The sequence below is a fragment of the Paenibacillus sp. NPDC057934 genome, from assembly GCF_042887565.1.
Lineage (GTDB): Bacteria > Bacillota > Bacilli > Paenibacillales > Paenibacillaceae > Paenibacillus_AQ.
In genome coordinates this window covers 13233-33550 of sequence record NZ_JBHVPB010000004.1, presented here as the reverse complement: position 1 = coordinate 33550, position 20318 = coordinate 13233, and the positions used below count along the sequence as shown (strand labels likewise).

Below are 20318 nucleotides of genomic sequence, written 5' to 3'. Positions count from 1 at the left end.
CTTATACATATATCACGGGATGTAAGGGCTTTACCGCATCTTTATGGGTTGATCGGCCGGGAGGACGGGCTTGTACCATTTCCATACGATGCCCATAGGAAATAAAGATTCCAATACTTTGATATTAATACATTGCAATTGTAATCTTCTTGTATTATAATAATTTCTGTTGCGCCCGTGGTCCAATGGATATGACGTAGGCCTCCGAAGCCTGAGATCCAAGTTCGATTCTTGGCGGGCGCGCCACTAATTTTTTATATCATCAATTGTGAGTTCTATATTGTTTTTAACCAAAGTGCCATGATGTGGCTCTTTTTTTTTGCAACTAAGTTTGACTTTCTTTGACTTTTTGTTTGAATTTGTTTATCATGTGGTTATTACGGTAACAGTAAAAAATGAACACATTCGAAGAGCCAATACCAAGGAGGTTTTCCACGTGAGTTATATCCCAATGGTAGTAGAACAGAGCAACCGCGGTGAACGCGCTTATGACATCTATTCCCGCTTGCTGAAGGACCGCATCATTTTCCTCGGAACGGAGGTTAATGACGTGGTGGCCAATTCCATCATCGCGCAAATGCTGTTCCTGGCAGCTGAAGACCCGGAGAAGGATATTCACCTCTATGTGAACAGTCCTGGCGGATCAATCACTGCTGGTATGGCTATATTTGATACAATGCAATACATCAAGCCTGACGTCTCCACCATTTGTGTGGGCATGGCTGCTTCCATGGGAGCATTCCTGTTGAACGCAGGTGCTAAAGGCAAGCGTTTTGCGCTTCCGAACAGCGAGATCATGATTCACCAGCCGCTGGGCGGCGCTCAAGGACAGGCAACGGATATCGAAATCCGCGCCCGCCGCATCCTGAAGCTGCGTGATAAGCTGAACGGTATTCTATCTGAACGTACTGGCCAACCGCTGGAGCGTATCGAGAAGGATACGGACCGTGACTACTTCATGAGCGCTGCTGATGCTGCCGAGTACGGTATTGTTGACAAAGTAATTGAGAAGACACTGGTTCCTGGAGTATAAAATCTTTTGAGCATGCAAAAGCCCCTGAATCTGCGATCTGCAGATTCAGGGGCTTTTTTAATATATCCCATCAGACTTTATGCTCATGAGCTCATCGCTTTAAGAGGACAACCTTCAACCACACCTACGCTAATTCCTTAGTACAGCATTCCGTACCCCAATCCATCCAGCTTGCTCGCAATTACCCGGTATCCCCGTCCATTAGGATGAAGATGGTCAATGGATAGCAGGCTCCGCTCATTGCCGGCAAACTCACCATAGATCGAAGCGAATCCAACCACTCGACTGCTGTATCCGGAAGCATACTGGTTGAACTGACGTACCCATGCTGTCGCTTCTGCAACCTGGGGGTAGGGATTATACAATCCCACGATTCTTATGATATAAGGCTCTCGTGTACCCGCCTTCAATTGTCCAATCGAGTTCATGATGCCGCCGAAGTTCTGCCGACATTCCTGCAAAGATTTTTGCAGAACCCTGGGTGAAATCCCATTAGGGCCTGATCCCGACTTTGCTGCACGGATTAGGTCATTGCCGCCGATAGACATCGTGATAATGTCCGCTTCCCTCACCGATTGCCGGAAGACGTTGCTTCTACGCAGACGTTGTTCCAGTTCAGCTGTAGTCATCCCATTGACACCCAGATTGGACGAGGCCACGAAGGAACCCAGCCTGGACTCCGCTGTCCTGCGGTACACCGGCACAAATCCGTTACCCGGCAGCGCCCCAAAACCAGTCGTCAAGGAATCACCTAGCGCCGTATACTGAAAGCTCATAACTCTCCCTCCCCGCTCTATGCTGGACCTCTATATATCATATGAGCCTTGCATAGAAGTGGTAACGGGAAGGTGTCCTTGGCCCTATTTTAAAGCGGAAAAAGGGCTGGTTCCACTAGGCAGCAATTCCTTGAAAGTGAAGGCGAATTCAGGGAACCCGGCAGCATACGGTGTGTATTCATAGAGTTGGAAGAAGAGAACCACCTTGCCGTCTTTCAAATAGTAACTTTGCTCCGTTTGCAGGCCTTTGAAGCCGCCAAAATAACTTTCATCGGCTTTGAATCGCTGGCTCAGCTTGGTGTTCAGATCTTTCTTGTAATTGGGATTAGCGCCGAACAGATCACGCAAGAGCAGCTGTTTCCCATCCTTCAGGGAGAAGGTGAAGGCCTGACGATAGGACATGCCATGCGCGCCACCGCTATAGCCATACTGATTCAGCAGCAGACTCAGCACACCATTCTGATTGTAGGTCACCACATATCCTGCATCATATTCATAGGGAGGGGTGTCTTGGTCCCTGTCTGCGATGTCCGCTTCGGCCCCAGCCGCGAATCTCATGGTCGACTGCTTCAGCACAGCATTGATTTTCTGTTGCACATCAGCATTAGCCAGCCCGCTCACCTGCGGATAATCGAGGTTGATGACAGCCCCCTCATCCTCGCTACCCTTGGCATAGTTGGCCGTAGTGATTTCCAATGCATTCTGCGGACTCACCATGAGGTTCAGACGGCCAGTGGGTGCGTTCCAATCCCCTTTATAACCCATATAATCGGTCAGAAGGCCCAGTGGTACATAAAGCCGGTTATTGACGTTTAAACCTTCATAATCGTTAATGAAAAAGTTATTTACCGTGATGGAAACCCCATATGGAGAGACCAGAAGCTTTGTCAGTGCACTGCCTTTTCCAATCGTATAGGCATTGTCCTTTTGACTGTAGGTCACAGGAAGCTTCGCGACATCACGCAAAAAAGTTACCGGTACAAAGACCTGGCCGTCTCGTACAACTCCGGTCTGCTGTGTAAGGGCACCATTCCATTTCAAAGCAGCCACTGTGTCGGCCTTGCTCAGATTCTTCACAGCAGGTGCGGCAAAAATAGTATGTACTGGCAACAAGCCTCCGCCTAGTAGCAGCCCCGCCGCCAGTAGGCCCACGCCCCATTTTCGTCCATTGTTCATCGATTTCTTACTCATTATCATTTCTCCCTCCGATTCATTTGCACTCCTTTAATTATAGAGAACCCGTTATATTCAGTCGTTACAATTCTCTTTACAATTCCTTAGTAAATTAGCAGCATAATAGCGAGTGTTATTACATTTCATTAAACAAAATGAGAGATTTCCACCTTTCTATAGAATATCCGCAACAAAAAAGAGGCCACCCCTTCGCTCACGCGGCAGGAGATGGCCCCTTCATGATTACAGACTGTCGTTAATTACATGACCCGACTGCTGGTTTATTTCAATTCATAGGTTACATTAAGCTGTGTAGTCACTTTAACTTCTCCCGGCTGTACGGACGTGTTGCCGGAGGCATCTGCTGAAGCGGCCATCGCTTTTAAAGTTTGATCGAAGAATACCGGCTGGCTGCCAAGATCATTTTGACTGACATTGATCACCTGACCCAGGCTACGCTTAGCAGCTTTGGCAATCGCACCAGCTTTCACATCGGCGTTAGCCATTGCTTTTTCAATAACCTGTGCTTCAAAAGCAGCGCTGTCCTCTACTGCAAAACGTGCATTACCAATATTGTTGGCACCTGCAGCCGAAGCAGCATCCAATAACTCTCCTACTTTTGACAGGTCACGGTAGGCAACTACCAATGTATGATTAGCGTTGTAGCCTTTTACCTGCTGTCCTTCTTTTTCATTGTAGGTATAATTTGGCTGTACATAGAACTGGGTGCTTTGAATGTCCTTATCCGCAATCTTCCAAGTGTTCTTCAGTAGTGTAGTGATTTTCTGGATCTTGGCTGCGTTCGTTTTCTGTGCTTCCTGCGCCGTTGCTGCTGAGGTATCTACAGCTATGGACAGATAGACAATATCCGGCTTGATGGACAATTCCCCTTTGCCGACTACATTCACTACATTCTTCTGTACCTCATCCGCATAAGCTGTGGCGGTTCCTTGGAATACGGCGCTCAAAGCACTCCCTCCAATCAACAAACTCCCTGCCAGCATTACTGTTCCTAATGATTTAGCTACTTTATTCATGTTTGCTATCCCCTTTCAGCCTTCTTGATTAGTTGGTACCCTTTAGACGGGACGGGTTGGCAAATGTTGCATCATTTTATATCTGAACACAAAAATATTTATCGCTTATTCCAGATTTCTTTCAAGCTAACCCTCAGGTCTCAATCCAGAAGCGACGGATGACATTCCCATCTTCCTCGGTGTAGGGCTTATCTTCTATGCCGTCGTTATTTGCAATCGTCTTCGCGGATCCTTTATTCACTGCATCACAAAGCACCAGCACTTTATTAATACCAAGCTCTCGTGCCTTCACCAGTGCCTGCTTTAGCAACTCCGTAGCATACCCCTTGCGTCTGGCCGTAGGTCTGATCCCATAGCCGATATGCCCACTGACGAGAAGCCCTCGCTCGGTTAAAGTGTGCCTGATATTAACTGCTCCGACAACTTGCCCATCTTCAGTCACCAGCCAGAACGTTGAATTTGCCACCCAGCCTTCCGGCAGACCCAGGCCTAGGCGGTTCTCCTCCAGAAAGTGCAACATCGCTGCAAAATCACTAGGGTCCTTCTCAACAACCCAAGGAACGATATCTTCCCCACTATCCACCCATTCCCGGTAAAATTCCAGATAGGCCTCTTTATACTCAAGACCCGGGGGTACCAATCTTACATTATCCGCCATAACTACACACCTCATCATTAATAATCTAATAAATTCAAATTTATAGTTTTAAATATGAAAAAAAGCCCACAAGGGGGCTTTTGGTCCTGACGAATATAAAGTAAGGCCTTACAATTATTGGTTCTCCAGTTCTTCCTTGCTCACCAAACTGGTCAAAGCGGTTACAGCTTGATCCGCATCAGCGCCATCTGCGCTAATATAAATCTCCGTGCCGGAACTGATCGCCAGACTCATGATACCCATAATGCTCTTAGCGTTTACTTTTTTATCGTCTTTTTCCACGAAAATCTCCGACGAAAACTTGTTGGCTTCTTGCACGAACAATGCTGCCGGCCGAGCATGGAGCCCCGTCTTCAGCCGTACAACTACCGGGTGCTTTGTCATGAAACACTTACCCCCTAATTGAGATCTGCCCAAAAATTTCACATTAAATTTTATAATATTATATCATTATTACTTATTCCACACTAGAAAAAAAATACTTAGCCGCCTCTTACCTTATCTGCCAGCTCATCAATCTTCCGCAGTCGGTGGTTTACGCCCGATTTACTGACCGTTCCCTTCAACATCTCTCCAACCTCCTTGAGGTTGATATCCGGGTGCGCCAGCCGTATTTCTGCCACTTCACGCAGCTTATCCGGCAGGCTTTGCAGGCCGACTTCCCTCTGCAGCAGCTTGATATTCTCAATCTGCCGCACGGCTGCACTGATGGTTTTGTTTAAATTGGCCGTTTCGCAATTCACGATCCGGTTGACGGAATTACGCATGTCGCGCATAATCCGCACATCCTCAAATTTGAACAAGGCCTGGTGCGCCCCAATCAAGCTAAGAAATTCGATGATTTTCTCGCCTTCCTTGATGTACAGAATGAAGCCTTTTTTACGTTCAATGCAGCGAGCATTTAGGTGGAATTCGCCCGCAAGATCCACCAGCGCCTGGCAATGCTCCTCATACATAGAAGCAATCTCCAGATGGTAAGAGGAACCCTCCGGGTTGTTGACCGAACCGCCCGCCATGAATGCTCCGCGCAGATAAGCCCGCTTGCAGCAATTCTTGGCGACAATGTCATGATCAATTCCATCCGTGAAAATAAAGCCCTCGGAGACGATTCTTAGATCATTCAATATCTCCTGCACATGGCTCGGGATTCGAACGATATAGACATTATTCTTCTTCAAACGCATTTTTTTACGCACGAGCAGCTCGATATGGACCTGGTAATATTTCTTAAGCAAAGAATATACCCGTCTTGCAATCGCGGCGTTCTCCGTCGAGATGTCAAGAACCACCTTTTTGCTTGAAAGCTGCACCGAACCGTTCATCCGGATCAGGGCTGACATTTCCGCTTTCTCACAGCAGGGCTGGCTCTCCACCATCGTCAGCTCTTTTTTGGTAAGTGCCGCAAAAGACAAGAATCTCACCTCTTTCATGATATCACTTTGTTACCGCTACAGGAAATTCCGCAGACAGCTGATCCTAAGCCTCGGGGCCCGATCCGTCGCCGACAGGCTTTCTGGTCATCCAGTCCTGTACAAGCTGGTAAATGTGATGGCTTAGCTTATCCGTATCATGCCTTAAATACGTCCGAAATAGTACAAGCTTGTCGGCAATCACCTTATAGCGGTTGCCTTCAAGCGCCTCCCGGTCGAGCTGCACCGGACGCGCGCCCTTCTCGGCGTATTTACTCTGCACCTGCTCCGGAATTTCGCCATCATTCACGATGACGTAATCGAACAGATGCAATCCAATATGATCATAGACAGCCTGGAGGTGATCACTCACGGTGTAATTATCCGTCTCTCCGGGCTGTGTCATAACATTGCAGACAAAAATCTTGATCGCACTCGAATTCACGACCGCATCGGCTAGCTTCGGCACAAGCAGGTTCGGCAGAATACTGGTGTAGAGGCTGCCCGGTCCAAGAAGAATCGCATCGGCTTCTTCAATGGCCTGTAGCGCTTCGGGCAGCGGTTCCACATTGGCGGGCTCCAAGAACACCCGCTTGATGACACCACCGGCTTCCGGAATCTTCGACTCGCCGGTGATAATGCTGCCATCTGCCATTTCGGCATGCAGCACAACCGCATCGCCCGCGGCCGGAAGCACCCGTCCACGTACGGCGAACAATCTGCTGAGCTCACGCACCGCGGTGACGAAGTCACCGGAGATATCAGTGAGCGCCGCTAGAATCAGGTTGCCGAGGCTATGCCCGGCAAGCCCCTCTCCATTGCTGAAGCGGTATCGCATGATATCCGCCATCAGCGGTTCCACATCCGCCATCGCCGTCAGGACATTGCGGATGTCGCCTGGAGGGGGCATCTGCAGCTCACTGCGCAGAATGCCGGAACTGCCCCCATCATCGGCTACCGTAACGATAGCCGTTATATCAAGCGGCTTTTCCTTCAAACCGCGAAGCATTACAGACAGTCCGGTCCCGCCGCCCATCACGACGATTCGGGGACGCTGTCTTTGTTCTTCAGCCACTATGGATCCCTTCTCTCGTTAATGCCGATCACGCTCGGAATCACGATGACTGACTGTTACGGATTCCGTCTCGCTGACTCCCAGCATTTTACCCAAATATTCCGATATTGCTACCGAACGATGCTTGCCACCGGTACAGCCAATGCCAATAATAATCTGGGATTTGCCTTCCTTGCGGTACTGGGGAATCAGAAAATGAAGCATATCGAGCAGTTTAGTCAGGAACGCCTGCGTTTCAGGCCATTTCATTACGTATTCATAGACATCACTATCCTGGCCTGTGTGAGGCCGCAGGTGGTCCACATAATGCGGATTGGGTAGAAAGCGGACATCGAAAACGAGGTCTGCATCAATGGGTATTCCGTACTTGAAGCCGAATGATGTGATGTTGACGGAGAGTGTGCTTTTTCCTAGGTGGGAAAAACGAGATACGATCTTCTCCTTCAACTGCGCTGGCTTCATGCTGCTAGTGTCCAGGTACTGTGTGGCTGAACTCTTCAGTTCATCCAGCATTTTACGCTCCAGCTTGATTCCATCAAGTGGCATGCCCTTCGGGGCGAGCGGATGCCGACGCCGGCTTTCCTTGTAACGCTGGACAAGTACGGAATCGGTCGCGTCGAGGAACAAAATCTCGCAGCCGATGGTGAACTGTTCTTTAATAAAACTGAGTGATTCAGACAGGGCCGTAAAGAACTCCCGGCCCCGTAAATCGATGACGAGCGCGACCTTGGCGATTTTACCTTTGGACTGCTCGATCAGCTCTGCAAATTTCGGGATCAGTACGGGCGGCAAATTATCTACGCAGAAGAAGCCTAGGTCTTCCAGACTCTGGACAGCGATTGTCTTACCCGCACCCGACATGCCTGTAATGATGATCAGGGTGGCTCCTCCGGTCGGAGCTTCCTCCAGTTCCGTCATCAAGCGTCCCCTCCTATCGGATATTATATGAATAAAGGCGGTCCTTCGAGAACAAATCTAAGAGCGAAGCAGTAAGCCTGCGGCGCCAACAATACCAGCATCATTACCCAGCTCTGCAGGGATAATGCTCACACCAGCCTGAAGCGGTTCAGGCGCCAGCTTAGCGAATACCCGGCGAACCTCATCAAATAGAATATCTCCAGCCTTGGACACGCCTCCGCCTACAATAAAGCTCTCAGGGTTAAGCACAGCAGCTACAGCAGCCATCGACTTACCCAGATAGAAAGCAGCACGGTTAACGATACGGATCGCAACTTCGTCGCCAGCTTTTGCCGCATCGAATACTTCCTTAGCAGCGATTTTCTCCACCATAGACAGGGAAGTGCGATCACCGCGCGCTACAGCGTCATTAGCCATACGAATAATTCCCGTTGCCGAGGAAACGGTTTCCAGACAACCCATCTTGCCGCAGCCACATTGAATGGCTTCCAGATCCGGCACAACAGAAATGTGTCCCAGCTCACCAGCCAGGCCTGCGAAGCCTTGATAAATCTTACCGTTAATGATAATGCCACCGCCGACACCGGTTCCGAGAGTATAGCAAACGCAATTCTCTACGCCGCGTCCCGCACCGCTCCAGGCTTCGCCAAGAGCTGCCACATTGGCATCATTGTCTATTTTGACAGGCTTGTTTAAACGCTCCTCCAGAATGGCACGGATCGGCACATCCCGAAAACCTATGTTCGGCGCAAGAATGATGATTCCTTCACGGATATTTGTGAACCCGGCCACCCCTGCTCCCACACCGGCAAGCTGGTCCCAAGTGTATGGAGAGTCTTCAACGATTTGACGTACGTACTTTACGATATTATCGATAACCGTATCGACGCCTTCTTGGGTCCCTGTCGGACCTTCATAAGTATGCAGCAGGTGCCCCTCGGCATTGCAGATTCCAACCTTGATTGCGGTTCCGCCCAAATCCACGCCAACATAGATATTTTCAGACATGTAACAAGCCACCTTTTTCTATACTAAAATAGTTAATCCTACGTACCCACTATAATAGAAGCCCTCCTTGCGGTCAAGGAAAGGCGACACACCCGGCTTTTTGTTATATATCCCCTGTAAGACTTATTAATTCTATATTAGCAAGTAGAAACGGCTTTGCCGTCCTCTAAGGGACAGTGTCCGTTTCAGCGAGAAATACAAGGATAATTTGTAGCGTAGAACATATAAATTCTTATATTTTAAAAAAAGACTCCCTGCCCACTAGGGAAGAAAGCCATATATTCGGCCACAAGGACTCCCTGGTATATTATAATCCACTCGCAATGCTGATGTTACTCCGATAAAATACGTTTCTGTCCCTCTAGTGCTCGAATAGGGACACTATTCTGCGTAAACTCCAAGATGCCCATATATTTACCCTCCTTATCCCTCACAGCAAAATAACGAATATAGATCAATTTGTCCTTGATCGCGATCCAGAAATCCTCGGCATCCTTACGGCTCGCCTTGAAATCTTCCAGCAGCTTCTCTTAAAAGATTGGGGACGACTATGCTCCATGTAAAGATTTAAAGCTCTATTTAAACATAAAAAAACCACGTACCTCAACGATACGCGGTTGTATTACATTACAAATATTCTTATTTATCGAGTGTCTCGCTCCAGTCATGCACCATGGTGCCTTCGAGGAACTTCTCCGCATCCATTGCAGCCATACAACCTGTGCCCGCAGCCGAGATCGCTTGACGGTAACGATTATCCTGCACATCACCACAGGCGAAGACGCCTGGAATATTCGTCTCCGTTGTACCTGGATTCACCACAATATACCCACTTTCATCAGTGGTAATTTGTCCACCGAGGAAGGCTGTATTTGGCGTGTGCCCGATGGCAATAAATACACCGTCTGCTTCAACAAGCTCTTCTTGCCCTGTCTCATTGTTGCGCACCGTCAAACCCTTCACGCCAGACTCGTCTGTTGTGACCTCAAGCGGTGTCCGGTTAAGCGCCCAGGCTACCTTGCTGTTGTCCCGCGCACGATCCTGCATGATCTTCGAAGCACGCAATTCATCTCGGCGGTGTACCAGCGTAACACTGGAAGCAAACCGGGTCAGGAAGCTAGCTTCTTCCATCGCGGAGTCGCCGCCGCCAACCACGACAATCTTTTTGCCGCGGAAGAAGAATCCGTCACAGGTTGCGCATGTGCTAACCCCGCGCCCCACGTTGTCCTGCTCACCGGGAATACCCAGATATCTAGCCGAAGCGCCGGTAGAGATAATCACCGTTTCCGCCTCTAATACGCCTAATCCGTCCACCGTCACTTTGAACGGATGCTGGGAGAAATCCACGGACTCCACCCAACCATTCTTGAATTCCGCACCAAAGCGTTCAGCCTGCTTACGCATGTTGTCCATCAGATCAGGACCGAGTATACCTTCAGGGAAGCCCGGGAAGTTCTCGACTTCTGTAGTGGTGGTCAGCTGTCCACCCGGCTGCAAACCTTCAATAACCAACGGATTCAAGTTGGCACGCGCCAGATAAATAGCGGCAGTCAGCCCGGCCGGGCCTGTTCCGATTACAATTGTTCTGTACATCACAGTGGCCTCCTCGCAGATAGGGTTTTATAAGAAGAAACGGGTTGGCCGTCCTCCAAAGAAGAGGATCGACATCCGTTTTCTCGTCAAAAAATAAAGCTCATCTATCGCATAATGCCTATAAATTGTTATATTTTCAGACATCCTCCGGTAGCACTAGGCACTTATCTGTTCTCGGTAAACGGAGTCAAACTCCTGTCTAGGGCCTCGTTGATTTCACATTCAGCCGCAATCCGCTTGGCATAGCGGCTGACCATCGATTCAGTGACGCCATATCGCTGCGCGACTTCACGGAATGTGACCGGGCGGCTGTGATGCTTAGCGGTCAGGTACTCCAAGGCGGCACACCAGCCCTCAGTGTGGCGGATGTAAGGTACATCCGGGTACAGCCGGCTGATGAATTGCTGCCAGAGCTGCTCGGCGTCCTTCTTCTGGCTGGCGTCATAGCGCCGGTCCATCATGCTGGCGGTCTGGTCAATGACCCGCTGCCAGTCCTCTTTCCATTCCAGCTGCCCCTTCAGGAACAAGGGGGCCGGTTCTGGATCTTGTTGCATCGGCACTGACTCTATCGGTCCACTGCCAATCAGCTTCTGCAGACTAAGCAGAGCGGCCTCCTGCAGTCTCTCCTCCTGCAAAGGCTGCTGGTTCAGCAGGTCTTGCAGAATCTCTGACATCTCTGCATCGTCAATCCAGCGCAGCGCTTCTGTGACCTGCACCTTCGTATTGGTATCGCCGTAACGCAATGCCCAGAAGAATGAAGAGCGCAGCAGCGGATTGGTCTTCACTTCCTCCGCAAAACTACCCTTGTTGTCCTTCCACAGCTTCAACTGCTCCTGAAAGGGCAATTGGTAGTTGTAGCTCACCAACGGCATGTCGATTCCTTCACTCTGGGCTTGCTCCAACTGAGCTAAGAAGAACTGTGGGACTACCGAATCAGGGTCCAGCTTGGTCACTTGCCGCCAGCAGCGTTGGGCTTCGGCATAAAGACCGCTGTTGCTGGCTGCGGCCGCACAGTAATGGTAGAGACCGGCATCCCCGCCGACCTCTTCATCCTTCAGCAGACGGCGGAAGTGGCCGTAAGCAGCACGGTGGCGCCCCAGAATGCCCATAGTCGTTGCCAACTTAAAGACATGCTCCTGGTGGAAGGGAACTGTAGCCTCTAACATACGTACCAACCGGGCGAGCTGATCGCGGTCCCCTTCATATTGCAAGAAGATCGCCAGATTGCACAAAGCATGCAAATTACCGGAGTCTTGTTCCAGGACCTCGGAGATGCACTCTCGGGCCTTGGCGAAACGCCCCATATAGAAATAGGCGAGGGCCAAATTGTTATGTGCAGCGAGAAAGTCCGGAGTAGCGCTCACGATCTCTTCCAGCAATCCGACTGCCTGCGTAAACTGGCCTGCTTCTAGAAGCGCCCGGGCCCGGTCATGTTCCACGACCCCTTCCCGGCTCTTAATCCGGTTCAGCGGTGCCGGGCGATCCAGTTCGTACTGCAGCAGTTCCATCAGTTCCTCCGATTCAGCCAGGAAATCCCCCTTGGCATCCTCTTCCAGATAGGTGACGAGCGCCCGTTCCGCCTCTTCAAAGCTTTCCATATTAGCGTAATTATTAGCCATATAGAAATGGCATTCCGTCATTCCTGGATCTATTGTTTCCAGAACCTGAGCCAATATATCATTCGAGGCTTCATATTTGCCCATCTCTGATAATATACCCGCCATATTGCAATGATTCACCGGATTATCCGGTTCGTACTCTACAGCCTTGCGAAAATGTTTTAATGCCTTATCATATTGAAAGCGGTCCAGCGACCGAACGGCTCTTTCAAAGAAAAAATTGGCATCCAGAGTGACGGGGATCAGCTTGCTGTTCGCCGCATCGTTCTCTGAAGTGGTTTCCATCATGGAAGCAACGCACCTCCCTTGTAAGCTTCCTTATCCTTATGAAAAATAGGAGAGTGGCGCCCTGCGGCAGCCCTACACTCCTTATTTAAGGTCACTGTCGTTTCCAGTAATGGTTCCGACTGTCTTCACACAGTATACCACATGTAACAAGGAGATTCTCATCATGAGAATAGGGTTACGACTGCAAAAACAGGAAAAGAAAGCCTTCAGAGAGAGCCTAAGAGCTCAATCACGGAGATTACGCATAAAAAAAGACGGGGAATCTAGATTCCCGCGTCTCTGAATAACTTATCAATGGAGCCACCTTCCAGGATAATGCGTGTAGCCTGTGCCAGCATAGGGGCAACAGACAGCACTTTGAACCGGCTGGAGTGATTATCAGGCAATGCGATGGAATCGGTGACCACGACCTCCTGAATGTTAGGATGATCCAGCTTCTCTAATGCTGGCCCGGAGAACAGGCCATGCGTAGCGCAAATGATGCTGTCCTTAGCGCCTCTTTCCTTCAAGCCCTCGACCACATTAACAATCGTGGTTCCCGTATCAATCAGATCTTCTATAATAATAGGCGTACGCCCTTCCACATCGCCGATCACATGAGTAATGACTGATTCATTATGGGCTGGACGCTTCTTGATCATGATCGCGAACGGCGAGTCCAGACGGTTCGCCAGCTTTTCGGCCATGGATGCACGTCCGGCATCCGGAGAGACGACCACGAGATCCGTAAGCTTCTTATTCTTCAGATATCCGCTGATCAGGTCAAGCGCAGTCAGATGATCGACCGGAATATTGAAGAAGCCCTGAATGGCTGCCGCATGCAGATCAATTGTAATGACGCGGTTCGCCCCCGCTGTGGTCAGCACATCCGCCACCATTTTAGCCGAGATCGGTTCACGCGGTGCGGACTTGCGTTCCTGCCGGGCGTACCCGTAATACGGCACAATAATATTGACGGTGCGAGCCGATGCGCGTTTGGCAGCATCAATCATTACCAGCAGCTCTACAAACATCTCATTGATGGGATGAGAGAGGGATTGCACCAAAAATACGTCGCAGTTCCGGATGCTTTCTTCGTAGTGCACGTAAATCTCGCCGCTCTTGAAGCGGGTCAGCTTGATCTGCCCCAATTCCACTCCTAACCGTTCCGCAATATTTGCGGCCAGCTTTGGATTCGACGAACCGGAAAAAATACGCAATTGATGATGATGCATGACGCCCTCCTGCAAGATTATATTTTTATAGTTCAAAAGGTACGAATGTGCGCTTGCGACCCTCGAATACCGCTAACTCGCGGAAGCCCGTCTCCCACAGCAGCCTGCGTGCCCCTTGAAGGCCTTCGCCAAGCTTGGCTGGGTTATGAGCATCAGAACCGAGGGTAAGCGGAATTCCAAGCGTGAGCGCCTCCTGCAGCACATGCTCCGCCGGGAACATCTCGGCGCAGGGCTTAGTCAGCCCGGAAGCATTCAGCTCCATGGCGATGCCACTTTCAGCAATGGCTTGCAACGCGCTGCGTTCAAGCTCCCTCACCTCAGCACGCCCTTCAGGGCTTTGCGGCCCATAGCCGAAGCGCTTAATCACATCCATATGTCCTATAATATCATATAATCCCGATAACGCCGACTTCCTAACCGCATCATAATATTTCCGGTAAACGTCCAGAGGATCCTTGCCCTCCCAACCGTGAACTTGCCTGAAATCCGTGATATCCCACTCTCCCAAGAAATGAACGGATCCAATTAAATAATCCCAAGGGTACGGAGACAGCAGCTCACGAATCTGCTCCTCGTAGCCCTCGATATAATCAGCCTCTAAGCCTACTCTCAGCTCAATAATTCCCCGATATCTTTCTTTTAGCGACAGACATTCTTCCACATAGCGGGGTAGCTCAGACAGTGGCATAGCCATCTCAGGATAGTAGCTATCCGGATCCACATGAATCAGCGGCAAGTGATCAGATAAGCCCATTTGTTCCAGACCCATCTCTATCCCGCGCTTGACGTACTCCTCAAGCTTACCCACAGCATGTCCACAGCGTTCATGATGGGTATGATAGTCGATATGCATCCCTTAGAACCCCCTTAGTCGCGGCGTGGGCGTTCGTGACGAGCGCTTAGTTCTTCCATGATCTCGTCCAGCGGCAGTTTGCGTTCCTGCAGCAGCACGAGCAGGTGGTAGATCAGATCACTGATCTCCAGGCGCAGCTCTGCGTTATCTTTATTCTTGGCGGCGATGATCGTCTCGGAAGCTTCTTCGCCTACTTTTTTCAGAATCTTGTCGACGCCTTTATCGAACAGGTAGGTTGTGTACGCTCCTTCCGGCCGTTCCACTTCCCGCTCGGCAATAACGCGTTCCAGTTCGCCTAGCACCGCGAAGCGCTGAGCGTCTGTTAGATTGGCTGCAGTATTGGCCGCTTGCGCACCTTTCTCTGCGTCCAGTCCCACCGCAGCCGGTCGATTAAGCGGAATCTCGCGGAAGAAGCAGGAGTTCTCCCCTGTATGACAAGCGGGTCCTTCTGGAACCACTTTGACCAACAGAGTGTCACTATCGCAATCATAATGAATGGAAGTGATCCCTTGGGTGTTCCCGGAAGTACCGCCCTTATGCCATAGTTCACTGCGCGAACGACTCCAGAACCAAGTCTGTCCACTCTCCAGCGACAGCCGCAGCGATTCCTCGTTCATATAGGCGAACATTAGAACCTCCAGCGTATTTGCATCCTGAACGACTGCAGGCAGCAGACCTGCTTCGTTCCAGCGGATGCCCTCCAAGACCTCTTGTTGTGTCAGCTCTTTCTTTCCTTGCTCCTGGCTCATCGGATCTCCACCCCTTTATGCTTCAAATCAGTTTTCAACTCATGAATAGCAATTTCTTTATAGTGAAAAATGGTAGCGGCCAGCCCGGCGTCCGCCTTTCCTTCCGTAAATACATCGTAAAAATGCTCCTTCTTCCCAGCACCACCCGAGGCAATCACAGGAATACTGAGCAGATCGCAGACGGCGCTTGTCAGCTTCAAATCGAAACCGTCCTTTGTACCGTCAGCATCCATACTGGTAAGCAGGATTTCACCTGCACCCAGTTTTTCCGCTTCCTTGGCCCAGGATAGTGCACGGATTCCGGTCGGCTTGCGTCCGCCATGCGTATACACTTCCCACTCGCCCCAAGCATCATTGTATTTGGCATCAATAGCCACGACAATACACTGGGAACCGAAACGTCGGGCACCTTCCAAAATTAACTGCGGATTGGTGATAGCCGCAGTGTTGATACCAATCTTATCCGCACCTGCGCGCAGCAGCCGCTTCATATCCTCCGGGGCAGAAATTCCGCCGCCGACGGTAAAAGGAATTCTGATCTCACCCGCTGTCTGCCTTACCACTTCAATCATGGTCGCCCGACCTTCTACTGAAGCAGAGATGTCCAGGAATACCAGCTCATCCGCACCTTCGCGGTCGTATAGCGCTGCCAGTTCGACTGGATCACCAGCGTCGCGCAAATTGACAAAGTTGACGCCTTTGACTACCCGCCCGTCCTTAACGTCGAGGCAGGGAATGATACGTTTAGCCAACATTGATGATAGCCCCCAATCCTATTTCTGTCCCAGCGCCTTCAGCGCCCCGCCAAGGTCGATGTTGCCGGTGTAAAGCGCTTTACCCACAATTGCGCCGCCAATACCACTGCTGCTATGCACGTTCAAGCGCAGCAGGTCATCGAGGCTGGTCACACCGCCGGAAGCGATCACTGTTTTTCCGCTGGCCACAGCCATCGACAGAATGCCTTCCACGTTCGGGCCCTGCATCATGCCATCCCGGGAAATGTCAGTGTAGATAAAGGTCTCAGCGCCTTTGGCTGCCAATTCCTTGGCTAGATCCTCCGCACGCACCTCCGAGGTTTCCAGCCAGCCATGCGTGGCTACGAAGCCGTTCCGTGCATCAATGCCGATCGCTATCTTGTCGCCGTATTTGCCCAGCACCGCTTCCGTGAATTCGCGGTCATTGATCGCCGCTGTCCCGATAATCAAACGGCTAACCCCGAGGCCCAGCAGCTTTTCCACATCGGCAAGGGTACGAAGACCACCACCAACCTGTACAGGAACATTCACGCTGGAAGCAATAGCGCCGATAATGGCATCGTTGACCGGATGCCCAGCCTTCGCTCCGTCAAGGTCAACCAGATGGATAAACTCTCCGCCTTGGGCTTCCCACGACTGCGCCACCTTCAGTGGACTGTCGCTGAAGATCGTTTCCTGATTGTAATCGCCCTGCAGCAATCTGACGCATTTTCCATCCCGGATATCAATCGCCGGATACACTATAAAAGAAGACATTGACGCTCACCGCTCTCGTTACAATATGGTTATAGCCCAGCAACAGGCTTGTGGCTGTTATAGCTGTTACGGTTATCGTTACTCTCGGAACTAGCATTCTAATCCTCAGGGCCACGATCTTAGCAACCTTACTCTTAGCCCTCACTTGATTCTCAGACGCTCATAATCCGTAGCGCTTATAAATCCCTTAAACCCGTTCCCTAGTAAGCTTCAAAAAATTCCCCAGCAATTGCACGCCGAGGTCCCCGCTCTTCTCCGGGTGGAATTGCATACCGAAGACATTCCCCTGTCCGACGATTGCCGTTACCGAATGACCATAATCAGTCACGGCCAAAAGATTGCTCTCCCGGCCCACTTCCACATGATAGGAATGGACGAAATACACATGGCCTTCCTCTAGCCCTTCCAGCAGTGGACTCTCCGGCTGACGGAAGCTCAAGCGATTCCAGCCCATATGTGGCACCTTGTAGCCATCACGTGGCGCAAAGCGTACCACGGAGCCTGGCAGAATATCCAGGCCGTCATGTGAGCCGTGCTCCTGGCTGCTGCTGAACAACAGCTGCATGCCGAGGCAAATGCCGAGGAGCGGTTGCCCAGCGGCAGCGACCTCTTTTACCACCGTATCCAGGCCGTTCTCCCGCAAATGCTCCATGGCATCGCCAAAGGCGCCGACACCCGGCAGAATAACGCTGTCCGCAGCCAAGATCTGCTCACGGTCACCCGTCACCAGGGACTCGCAGCCCAGACGCTCGACAGCCTTGCTGACGCTGTGCAGGTTGCCCATGCCATAATCGACGATCGCAACAGCCATGCTACAGCACTCCCTTAGTGGAAGGCACACCCTTCACACGAGGATCAATCAAAGTGGCTTCATCCAGTGCACGTCCCAGCGCCTTGAACACAGCCTCAATCATGTGGTGCGTGTTGGAGCCGTAGTGTACGATGACATGCAGTGTAATCCGTGCTTCCAGCGCAAGCTTCCAGAGGAATTCATGCACCAGCTCTGTCGAGAAGCTGCCTACCTGCTGAGAAGGATATTCTGCCCGGTACTCAAAGTGAGGTCGGTTGCTGATATCAATAACGACCTGAGCCAGCGCCTCGTCCATTGGAACGAACACACTTGCATAACGCTTGATTCCCTTCTTATCGCCCAGCGCCTCACGCAGTGCCTGCCCCAAACAAATACCGATATCCTCCACCGTGTGATGATCGTCGATATCAATATCGCCATTCGCTTCAACCTTAAGGTCGAACTGACCGTGCTTAGTGAAGAGATCCAGCATATGGTTCAGAAAAGGCACCCCGGTCTCAAGCTCCGAAGTTCCGTTCCCGTCTACAGCAAAGGACAGCTTGATGTCCGTCTCGTTCGTCGTGCGGCTTAACCCCGCTTCGCGTGCCACCTGTCCGTTATTGCTCTCCATGTCCGTTTCCACCTTTCAGTTCGTTCTCCAGTCTGATTTCAATGGCCCGTGCATGACCTTCCAGCCCTTCACGGCGCGCCAATTCTATAATCGTCTGCCCATCACGCAGCAAAGCTTCCTTGCTGTAGTAGATCAGGCTTGATTTCTTGATAAAATCGTCCACATCCACGGGGGAGGAAAAGCGCGCCGTTCCATTGGTCGGTATGATATGGTTCGGCCCCGCAAAATAATCCCCCACCGGCTCCGAGCTGTACGCGCCCAGGAAAATCGCGCCTGCATTCTCGATGGCCCCGGTCAGGCTCATCGGATCGGCAGTTACAATCTCCAGGTGTTCCGGCGCCAGCCGGTTAACTACCGAGATGCCCTCCTCCATCGACTCTACGACGATGATCGCACCGTAATTCTCTACCGAGGCCCGCGCGATGGCCTGCCGTGGCAACACCTGCAATTGCCGCTCGACTTCGTCGGCAACCGATTCCGCCAAGCTTTGCGATGGCGTCACCAGAATGGCCGAGGCCATCTCGTCATGCTCGGCCTGTGAGAGCAGGTCAGCAGCGACATAGGCCGGCTCGGCGGTCTCATCCGCCAGCACGACAATCTCGCTTGGACCGGCGATGCTGTCGATATCGACAGCCCCGTACACCTCGCGCTTCGCCAGCGCGACGTAGATGTTACCGGGGCCGCAGATTTTATCGACAGGCGCGATGCTCTCCGTGCCGTAGGCCAGCGCGGCTATCGCCTGCGCACCGCCGACACGGTAGATCTCGTGTACGCCCGCTTCCGCGGCGGCCACGAGAATATAAGGGTCAATGCCTTCTTTGCCGCCGGTAGATGGCGGAGTCACCATCACAATCTCCGGCACGCCCGCGATCTGGGCGGGGATGACGTTCATCAGCACGGAAGACGGGTAAGCCGCCTTCCCGCCTGGAACGTATACGCCCACCCGCTTCAGCGGGCGGATGATCTGGCCGAGGATGGTACCATCTGGCTGCAGATCCATCCAGGAGTTGCGTTTCTGCCGGGTATGAAACGCCCGAATGTTGGCTGCCGCAGCGCGGATCGCGGAGACAAACGACGCTTCAACCTTCCCGTAGGCTGCCTCCAGCTCCTCCGGCTTCACCCGCAGTGTATCCGGCGTCAAGAGGGCGCCGTCATGACGCTCCGTGTAACGGAAAAGCGCAGCGTCTCCTTCTTTTTTAATATCGGCCACAATTTCCTTCACGGCCTTATTCTGCTCCGGCGTTCCATATTCAACTTCCCGCTGAAGATTGAATTCTTTGCTTGATTGGATCTTCACTGCTGGTTCCTCCTTTAGACATCCCTAACGCTGCTTGTTCACGCCAACTTCGAGCACTGGACCTGCAATCACGCTTTGAAGCCGGTCGCAAAGCTGCTGGATTTCTGCATTCTTCATCCGGTAGCTCACCCGGTTCGCCACAAGACGGCTTGTAATTTCAAAGATACTCGTCATTTCTACGAGTCCGTTATCCCGCAAAGTCTGTCCGGTCTCCACCATATCGACGATCCGGTCCGCAAGTCCGATCAGCGGGGCCAGTTCGATAGAGCCGTTCAGCTTAACGACCTCCACCTGCTGACCCTGCTCGCGGAAGTAACGGGACGCAACATTAGGGTACTTGGTTGCCACCCGCTGCTGAATGCCTGGTTGCCAGTTCGGCAAACCGATAATCGACATCCGGCACCGTGCAATACCAAGATCAAGCAGTTCGTACACATCCCGGTCCTCTTCCAGCAGAACATCCTTCCCCACGATTCCGATGTCTGCCACACCATATTCGACATATGTAGGAACATCTACCGGCTTCGCCAGTATGAACTCCATTCCAGCTTCAGGAATTGGGACGACCAGCTTGCGGGATTCTTCGCCATCCGGCGGAATCGGAAGCCCGGCTTGACGGAATAATTCCGCCGCTTTATTGTAAATGCGGCCTTTAGGCATAGCCACCTTCAAAATCTGCGCCATTG

At 51.4% G+C, this 20318-nt stretch carries 22 protein-coding genes, 1 tRNA gene and 1 pseudogene; 2 read left to right on the top strand and 22 right to left on the bottom strand.

Going from position 1 to position 20318, the window contains the following annotated elements; all coding sequences use genetic code 11:
- Nucleotides 1–171: 171 nt before the first annotated feature.
- Nucleotides 172–246, top strand: a tRNA-Arg gene (locus ACFVRY_RS10190).
- Nucleotides 247–436: 190 nt separating this feature from the next.
- Nucleotides 437–1033 carry an ATP-dependent Clp endopeptidase proteolytic subunit ClpP gene (clpP, locus tag ACFVRY_RS10185; protein WP_066375669.1) on the top strand — a complete coding sequence of 199 codons (597 nt, stop codon included), beginning with the start codon at nt 437–439 and terminating at the stop codon, nt 1031–1033.
- Between the two features lie 137 nt (nt 1034–1170).
- Here clpP and ACFVRY_RS10180 read toward each other — a convergent pair whose 3' ends face one another.
- The 22 genes and pseudogenes from ACFVRY_RS10180 to hisG all read right to left on the bottom strand — a co-directional run bounded on the left by ACFVRY_RS10180 (nt 1171) and on the right by hisG (nt 20316).
- The gene (locus ACFVRY_RS10180) at nt 1171–1809 is read right to left on the bottom strand and encodes a GDSL-type esterase/lipase family protein (protein ID WP_387499794.1); all 639 of its coding nucleotides are present in this window, start codon (nt 1807–1809) and stop codon (nt 1171–1173) included.
- An 84-nt stretch (nt 1810–1893) separates the two neighbouring features.
- Nucleotides 1894–3000, bottom strand: a complete 1107-nt coding sequence (locus tag ACFVRY_RS10175; RefSeq protein WP_387499792.1) for a PdaC/SigV domain-containing protein — start codon at nt 2998–3000, stop codon at nt 1894–1896.
- A gap of 263 nt (nt 3001–3263) precedes the next feature.
- The gene (locus tag ACFVRY_RS10170) at nt 3264–4019 is read right to left on the bottom strand and encodes an SIMPL domain-containing protein (RefSeq protein WP_387499790.1); all 756 of its coding nucleotides are present in this window, start codon (nt 4017–4019) and stop codon (nt 3264–3266) included.
- Nucleotides 4020–4152: 133 nt separating this feature from the next.
- Entirely contained in the window at nt 4153–4677 is a 525-nt protein-coding gene (locus ACFVRY_RS10165) for a GNAT family N-acetyltransferase (RefSeq protein ID WP_387499788.1), read from the bottom strand.
- A gap of 114 nt (nt 4678–4791) precedes the next feature.
- A complete protein-coding gene (locus ACFVRY_RS10160; protein WP_019914358.1) occupies nt 4792–5061 on the bottom strand; it encodes an HPr family phosphocarrier protein in 270 nt (89 codons plus the stop codon).
- Nucleotides 5062–5159: 98 nt separating this feature from the next.
- Entirely contained in the window at nt 5160–6089 is a 930-nt protein-coding gene (gene whiA / locus ACFVRY_RS10155) for a DNA-binding protein WhiA (protein WP_387500476.1), read from the bottom strand.
- 64 nt (nt 6090–6153) lie between these two features.
- Nucleotides 6154–7122 (bottom strand): gluconeogenesis factor YvcK family protein, encoded by a 969-nt coding sequence (locus tag ACFVRY_RS10150; protein ID WP_387500475.1) that lies wholly within the window; start codon nt 7120–7122, stop codon nt 6154–6156.
- A gap of 57 nt (nt 7123–7179) precedes the next feature.
- Complete coding sequence (gene rapZ / locus ACFVRY_RS10145) at nt 7180–8079, bottom strand: RNase adapter RapZ (RefSeq protein ID WP_066375696.1); 900 nt, start codon at nt 8077–8079, stop codon at nt 7180–7182.
- A gap of 57 nt (nt 8080–8136) precedes the next feature.
- Complete coding sequence (locus tag ACFVRY_RS10140; protein ID WP_387499786.1) at nt 8137–9087, bottom strand: ROK family glucokinase; 951 nt, start codon at nt 9085–9087, stop codon at nt 8137–8139.
- A 332-nt stretch (nt 9088–9419) separates the two neighbouring features.
- A pseudogene (locus tag ACFVRY_RS10135) lies at nt 9420–9617 on the bottom strand (PAS domain-containing protein); the annotation flags it as partial.
- Between the two features lie 109 nt (nt 9618–9726).
- Nucleotides 9727–10680 (bottom strand): thioredoxin-disulfide reductase, encoded by a 954-nt coding sequence (trxB, locus tag ACFVRY_RS10130; RefSeq protein WP_387499784.1) that lies wholly within the window; start codon nt 10678–10680, stop codon nt 9727–9729.
- Between the two features lie 164 nt (nt 10681–10844).
- Nucleotides 10845–12587: a tetratricopeptide repeat protein gene (locus ACFVRY_RS10125; protein WP_387499782.1), complete on the bottom strand. Its 1743-nt coding sequence runs from the start codon at nt 12585–12587 to the stop codon at nt 10845–10847.
- Between the two features lie 263 nt (nt 12588–12850).
- Nucleotides 12851–13801, bottom strand: a complete 951-nt coding sequence (locus ACFVRY_RS10120) for a ribose-phosphate diphosphokinase (RefSeq protein ID WP_387499780.1) — start codon at nt 13799–13801, stop codon at nt 12851–12853.
- A 25-nt stretch (nt 13802–13826) separates the two neighbouring features.
- Complete coding sequence (hisJ, locus tag ACFVRY_RS10115; protein WP_387499778.1) at nt 13827–14654, bottom strand: histidinol-phosphatase HisJ; 828 nt, start codon at nt 14652–14654, stop codon at nt 13827–13829.
- Between the two features lie 14 nt (nt 14655–14668).
- Nucleotides 14669–15403 (bottom strand): bifunctional phosphoribosyl-AMP cyclohydrolase/phosphoribosyl-ATP diphosphatase HisIE, encoded by a 735-nt coding sequence (gene hisIE / locus ACFVRY_RS10110; protein WP_387499776.1) that lies wholly within the window; start codon nt 15401–15403, stop codon nt 14669–14671.
- Nucleotides 15400–16158 carry an imidazole glycerol phosphate synthase subunit HisF gene (hisF, locus tag ACFVRY_RS10105; RefSeq protein ID WP_066375724.1) on the bottom strand — a complete coding sequence of 253 codons (759 nt, stop codon included), beginning with the start codon at nt 16156–16158 and terminating at the stop codon, nt 15400–15402. Before hisF ends, hisIE begins: the two co-directional genes overlap by 4 nt.
- Before the next feature lie 18 nt (nt 16159–16176).
- A complete protein-coding gene (gene hisA / locus ACFVRY_RS10100; protein WP_387499773.1) occupies nt 16177–16914 on the bottom strand; it encodes a 1-(5-phosphoribosyl)-5-[(5-phosphoribosylamino)methylideneamino]imidazole-4-carboxamide isomerase in 738 nt (245 codons plus the stop codon).
- Entirely contained in the window at nt 16883–17011 is a 129-nt protein-coding gene (locus ACFVRY_RS10095; RefSeq protein ID WP_387499771.1) for a hypothetical protein, read from the bottom strand. The genes hisA and ACFVRY_RS10095 overlap by 32 nt, the downstream gene beginning before the upstream one ends.
- Before the next feature lie 90 nt (nt 17012–17101).
- The gene (gene hisH, locus ACFVRY_RS10090; RefSeq protein WP_387499769.1) at nt 17102–17725 is read right to left on the bottom strand and encodes an imidazole glycerol phosphate synthase subunit HisH; all 624 of its coding nucleotides are present in this window, start codon (nt 17723–17725) and stop codon (nt 17102–17104) included.
- Nucleotide 17726: 1 nt separating this feature from the next.
- On the bottom strand, nt 17727–18335 hold the full coding sequence (gene hisB, locus ACFVRY_RS10085; RefSeq protein WP_066375744.1) for an imidazoleglycerol-phosphate dehydratase HisB: 609 nt from the start codon (nt 18333–18335) through the stop codon (nt 17727–17729).
- On the bottom strand, nt 18322–19632 hold the full coding sequence (gene hisD, locus ACFVRY_RS10080) for a histidinol dehydrogenase (protein WP_387499767.1): 1311 nt from the start codon (nt 19630–19632) through the stop codon (nt 18322–18324). The genes hisB and hisD overlap by 14 nt, the downstream gene beginning before the upstream one ends.
- A 24-nt stretch (nt 19633–19656) precedes the next feature.
- A complete protein-coding gene (gene hisG / locus ACFVRY_RS10075; protein ID WP_387499764.1) occupies nt 19657–20316 on the bottom strand; it encodes an ATP phosphoribosyltransferase in 660 nt (219 codons plus the stop codon).
- Nucleotides 20317–20318: the final 2 nt, after the last annotated feature.

Excerpts from the sequence above, each read along its gene's own strand:
- ACFVRY_RS10180 (WP_387499794.1), bottom strand. The coding sequence starts at position 1,809 with ATGAGCTTTCAGTATACGGCGCTAGGTGATTCCTTGACGACTGGTTTT.
- ACFVRY_RS10175 (WP_387499792.1), bottom strand. The coding sequence starts at position 3,000 with ATGAGTAAGAAATCGATGAACAATGGACGAAAATGGGGCGTGGGCCTA.
- ACFVRY_RS10170 (WP_387499790.1), bottom strand. The coding sequence starts at position 4,019 with ATGAATAAAGTAGCTAAATCATTAGGAACAGTAATGCTGGCAGGGAGT.
- ACFVRY_RS10165 (WP_387499788.1), bottom strand. The coding sequence starts at position 4,677 with ATGGCGGATAATGTAAGATTGGTACCCCCGGGTCTTGAGTATAAAGAG.
- ACFVRY_RS10160 (WP_019914358.1), bottom strand. The coding sequence starts at position 5,061 with ATGACAAAGCACCCGGTAGTTGTACGGCTGAAGACGGGGCTCCATGCT.
- ACFVRY_RS10150 (WP_387500475.1), bottom strand. The coding sequence starts at position 7,122 with ATGGGCGGCGGGACCGGACTGTCTGTAATGCTTCGCGGTTTGAAGGAA.
- rapZ (WP_066375696.1), bottom strand. The coding sequence starts at position 8,079 with ATGACGGAACTGGAGGAAGCTCCGACCGGAGGAGCCACCCTGATCATC.
- ACFVRY_RS10140 (WP_387499786.1), bottom strand. The coding sequence starts at position 9,087 with ATGTCTGAAAATATCTATGTTGGCGTGGATTTGGGCGGAACCGCAATC.
- trxB (WP_387499784.1), bottom strand. The coding sequence starts at position 10,680 with ATGTACAGAACAATTGTAATCGGAACAGGCCCGGCCGGGCTGACTGCC.
- ACFVRY_RS10125 (WP_387499782.1), bottom strand. The coding sequence starts at position 12,587 with ATGATGGAAACCACTTCAGAGAACGATGCGGCGAACAGCAAGCTGATC.
- ACFVRY_RS10120 (WP_387499780.1), bottom strand. The coding sequence starts at position 13,801 with ATGCATCATCATCAATTGCGTATTTTTTCCGGTTCGTCGAATCCAAAG.
- hisJ (WP_387499778.1), bottom strand. The coding sequence starts at position 14,654 with ATGCATATCGACTATCATACCCATCATGAACGCTGTGGACATGCTGTG.
- hisIE (WP_387499776.1), bottom strand. The coding sequence starts at position 15,403 with ATGAGCCAGGAGCAAGGAAAGAAAGAGCTGACACAACAAGAGGTCTTG.
- hisF (WP_066375724.1), bottom strand. The coding sequence starts at position 16,158 with ATGTTGGCTAAACGTATCATTCCCTGCCTCGACGTTAAGGACGGGCGG.
- hisA (WP_387499773.1), bottom strand. The coding sequence starts at position 16,914 with ATGTCTTCTTTTATAGTGTATCCGGCGATTGATATCCGGGATGGAAAA.
- ACFVRY_RS10095 (WP_387499771.1), bottom strand. The coding sequence starts at position 17,011 with ATGCTAGTTCCGAGAGTAACGATAACCGTAACAGCTATAACAGCCACA.
- hisH (WP_387499769.1), bottom strand. The coding sequence starts at position 17,725 with ATGGCTGTTGCGATCGTCGATTATGGCATGGGCAACCTGCACAGCGTC.
- hisB (WP_066375744.1), bottom strand. The coding sequence starts at position 18,335 with ATGGAGAGCAATAACGGACAGGTGGCACGCGAAGCGGGGTTAAGCCGC.
- hisG (WP_387499764.1), bottom strand. The coding sequence starts at position 20,316 with ATGGCGCAGATTTTGAAGGTGGCTATGCCTAAAGGCCGCATTTACAAT.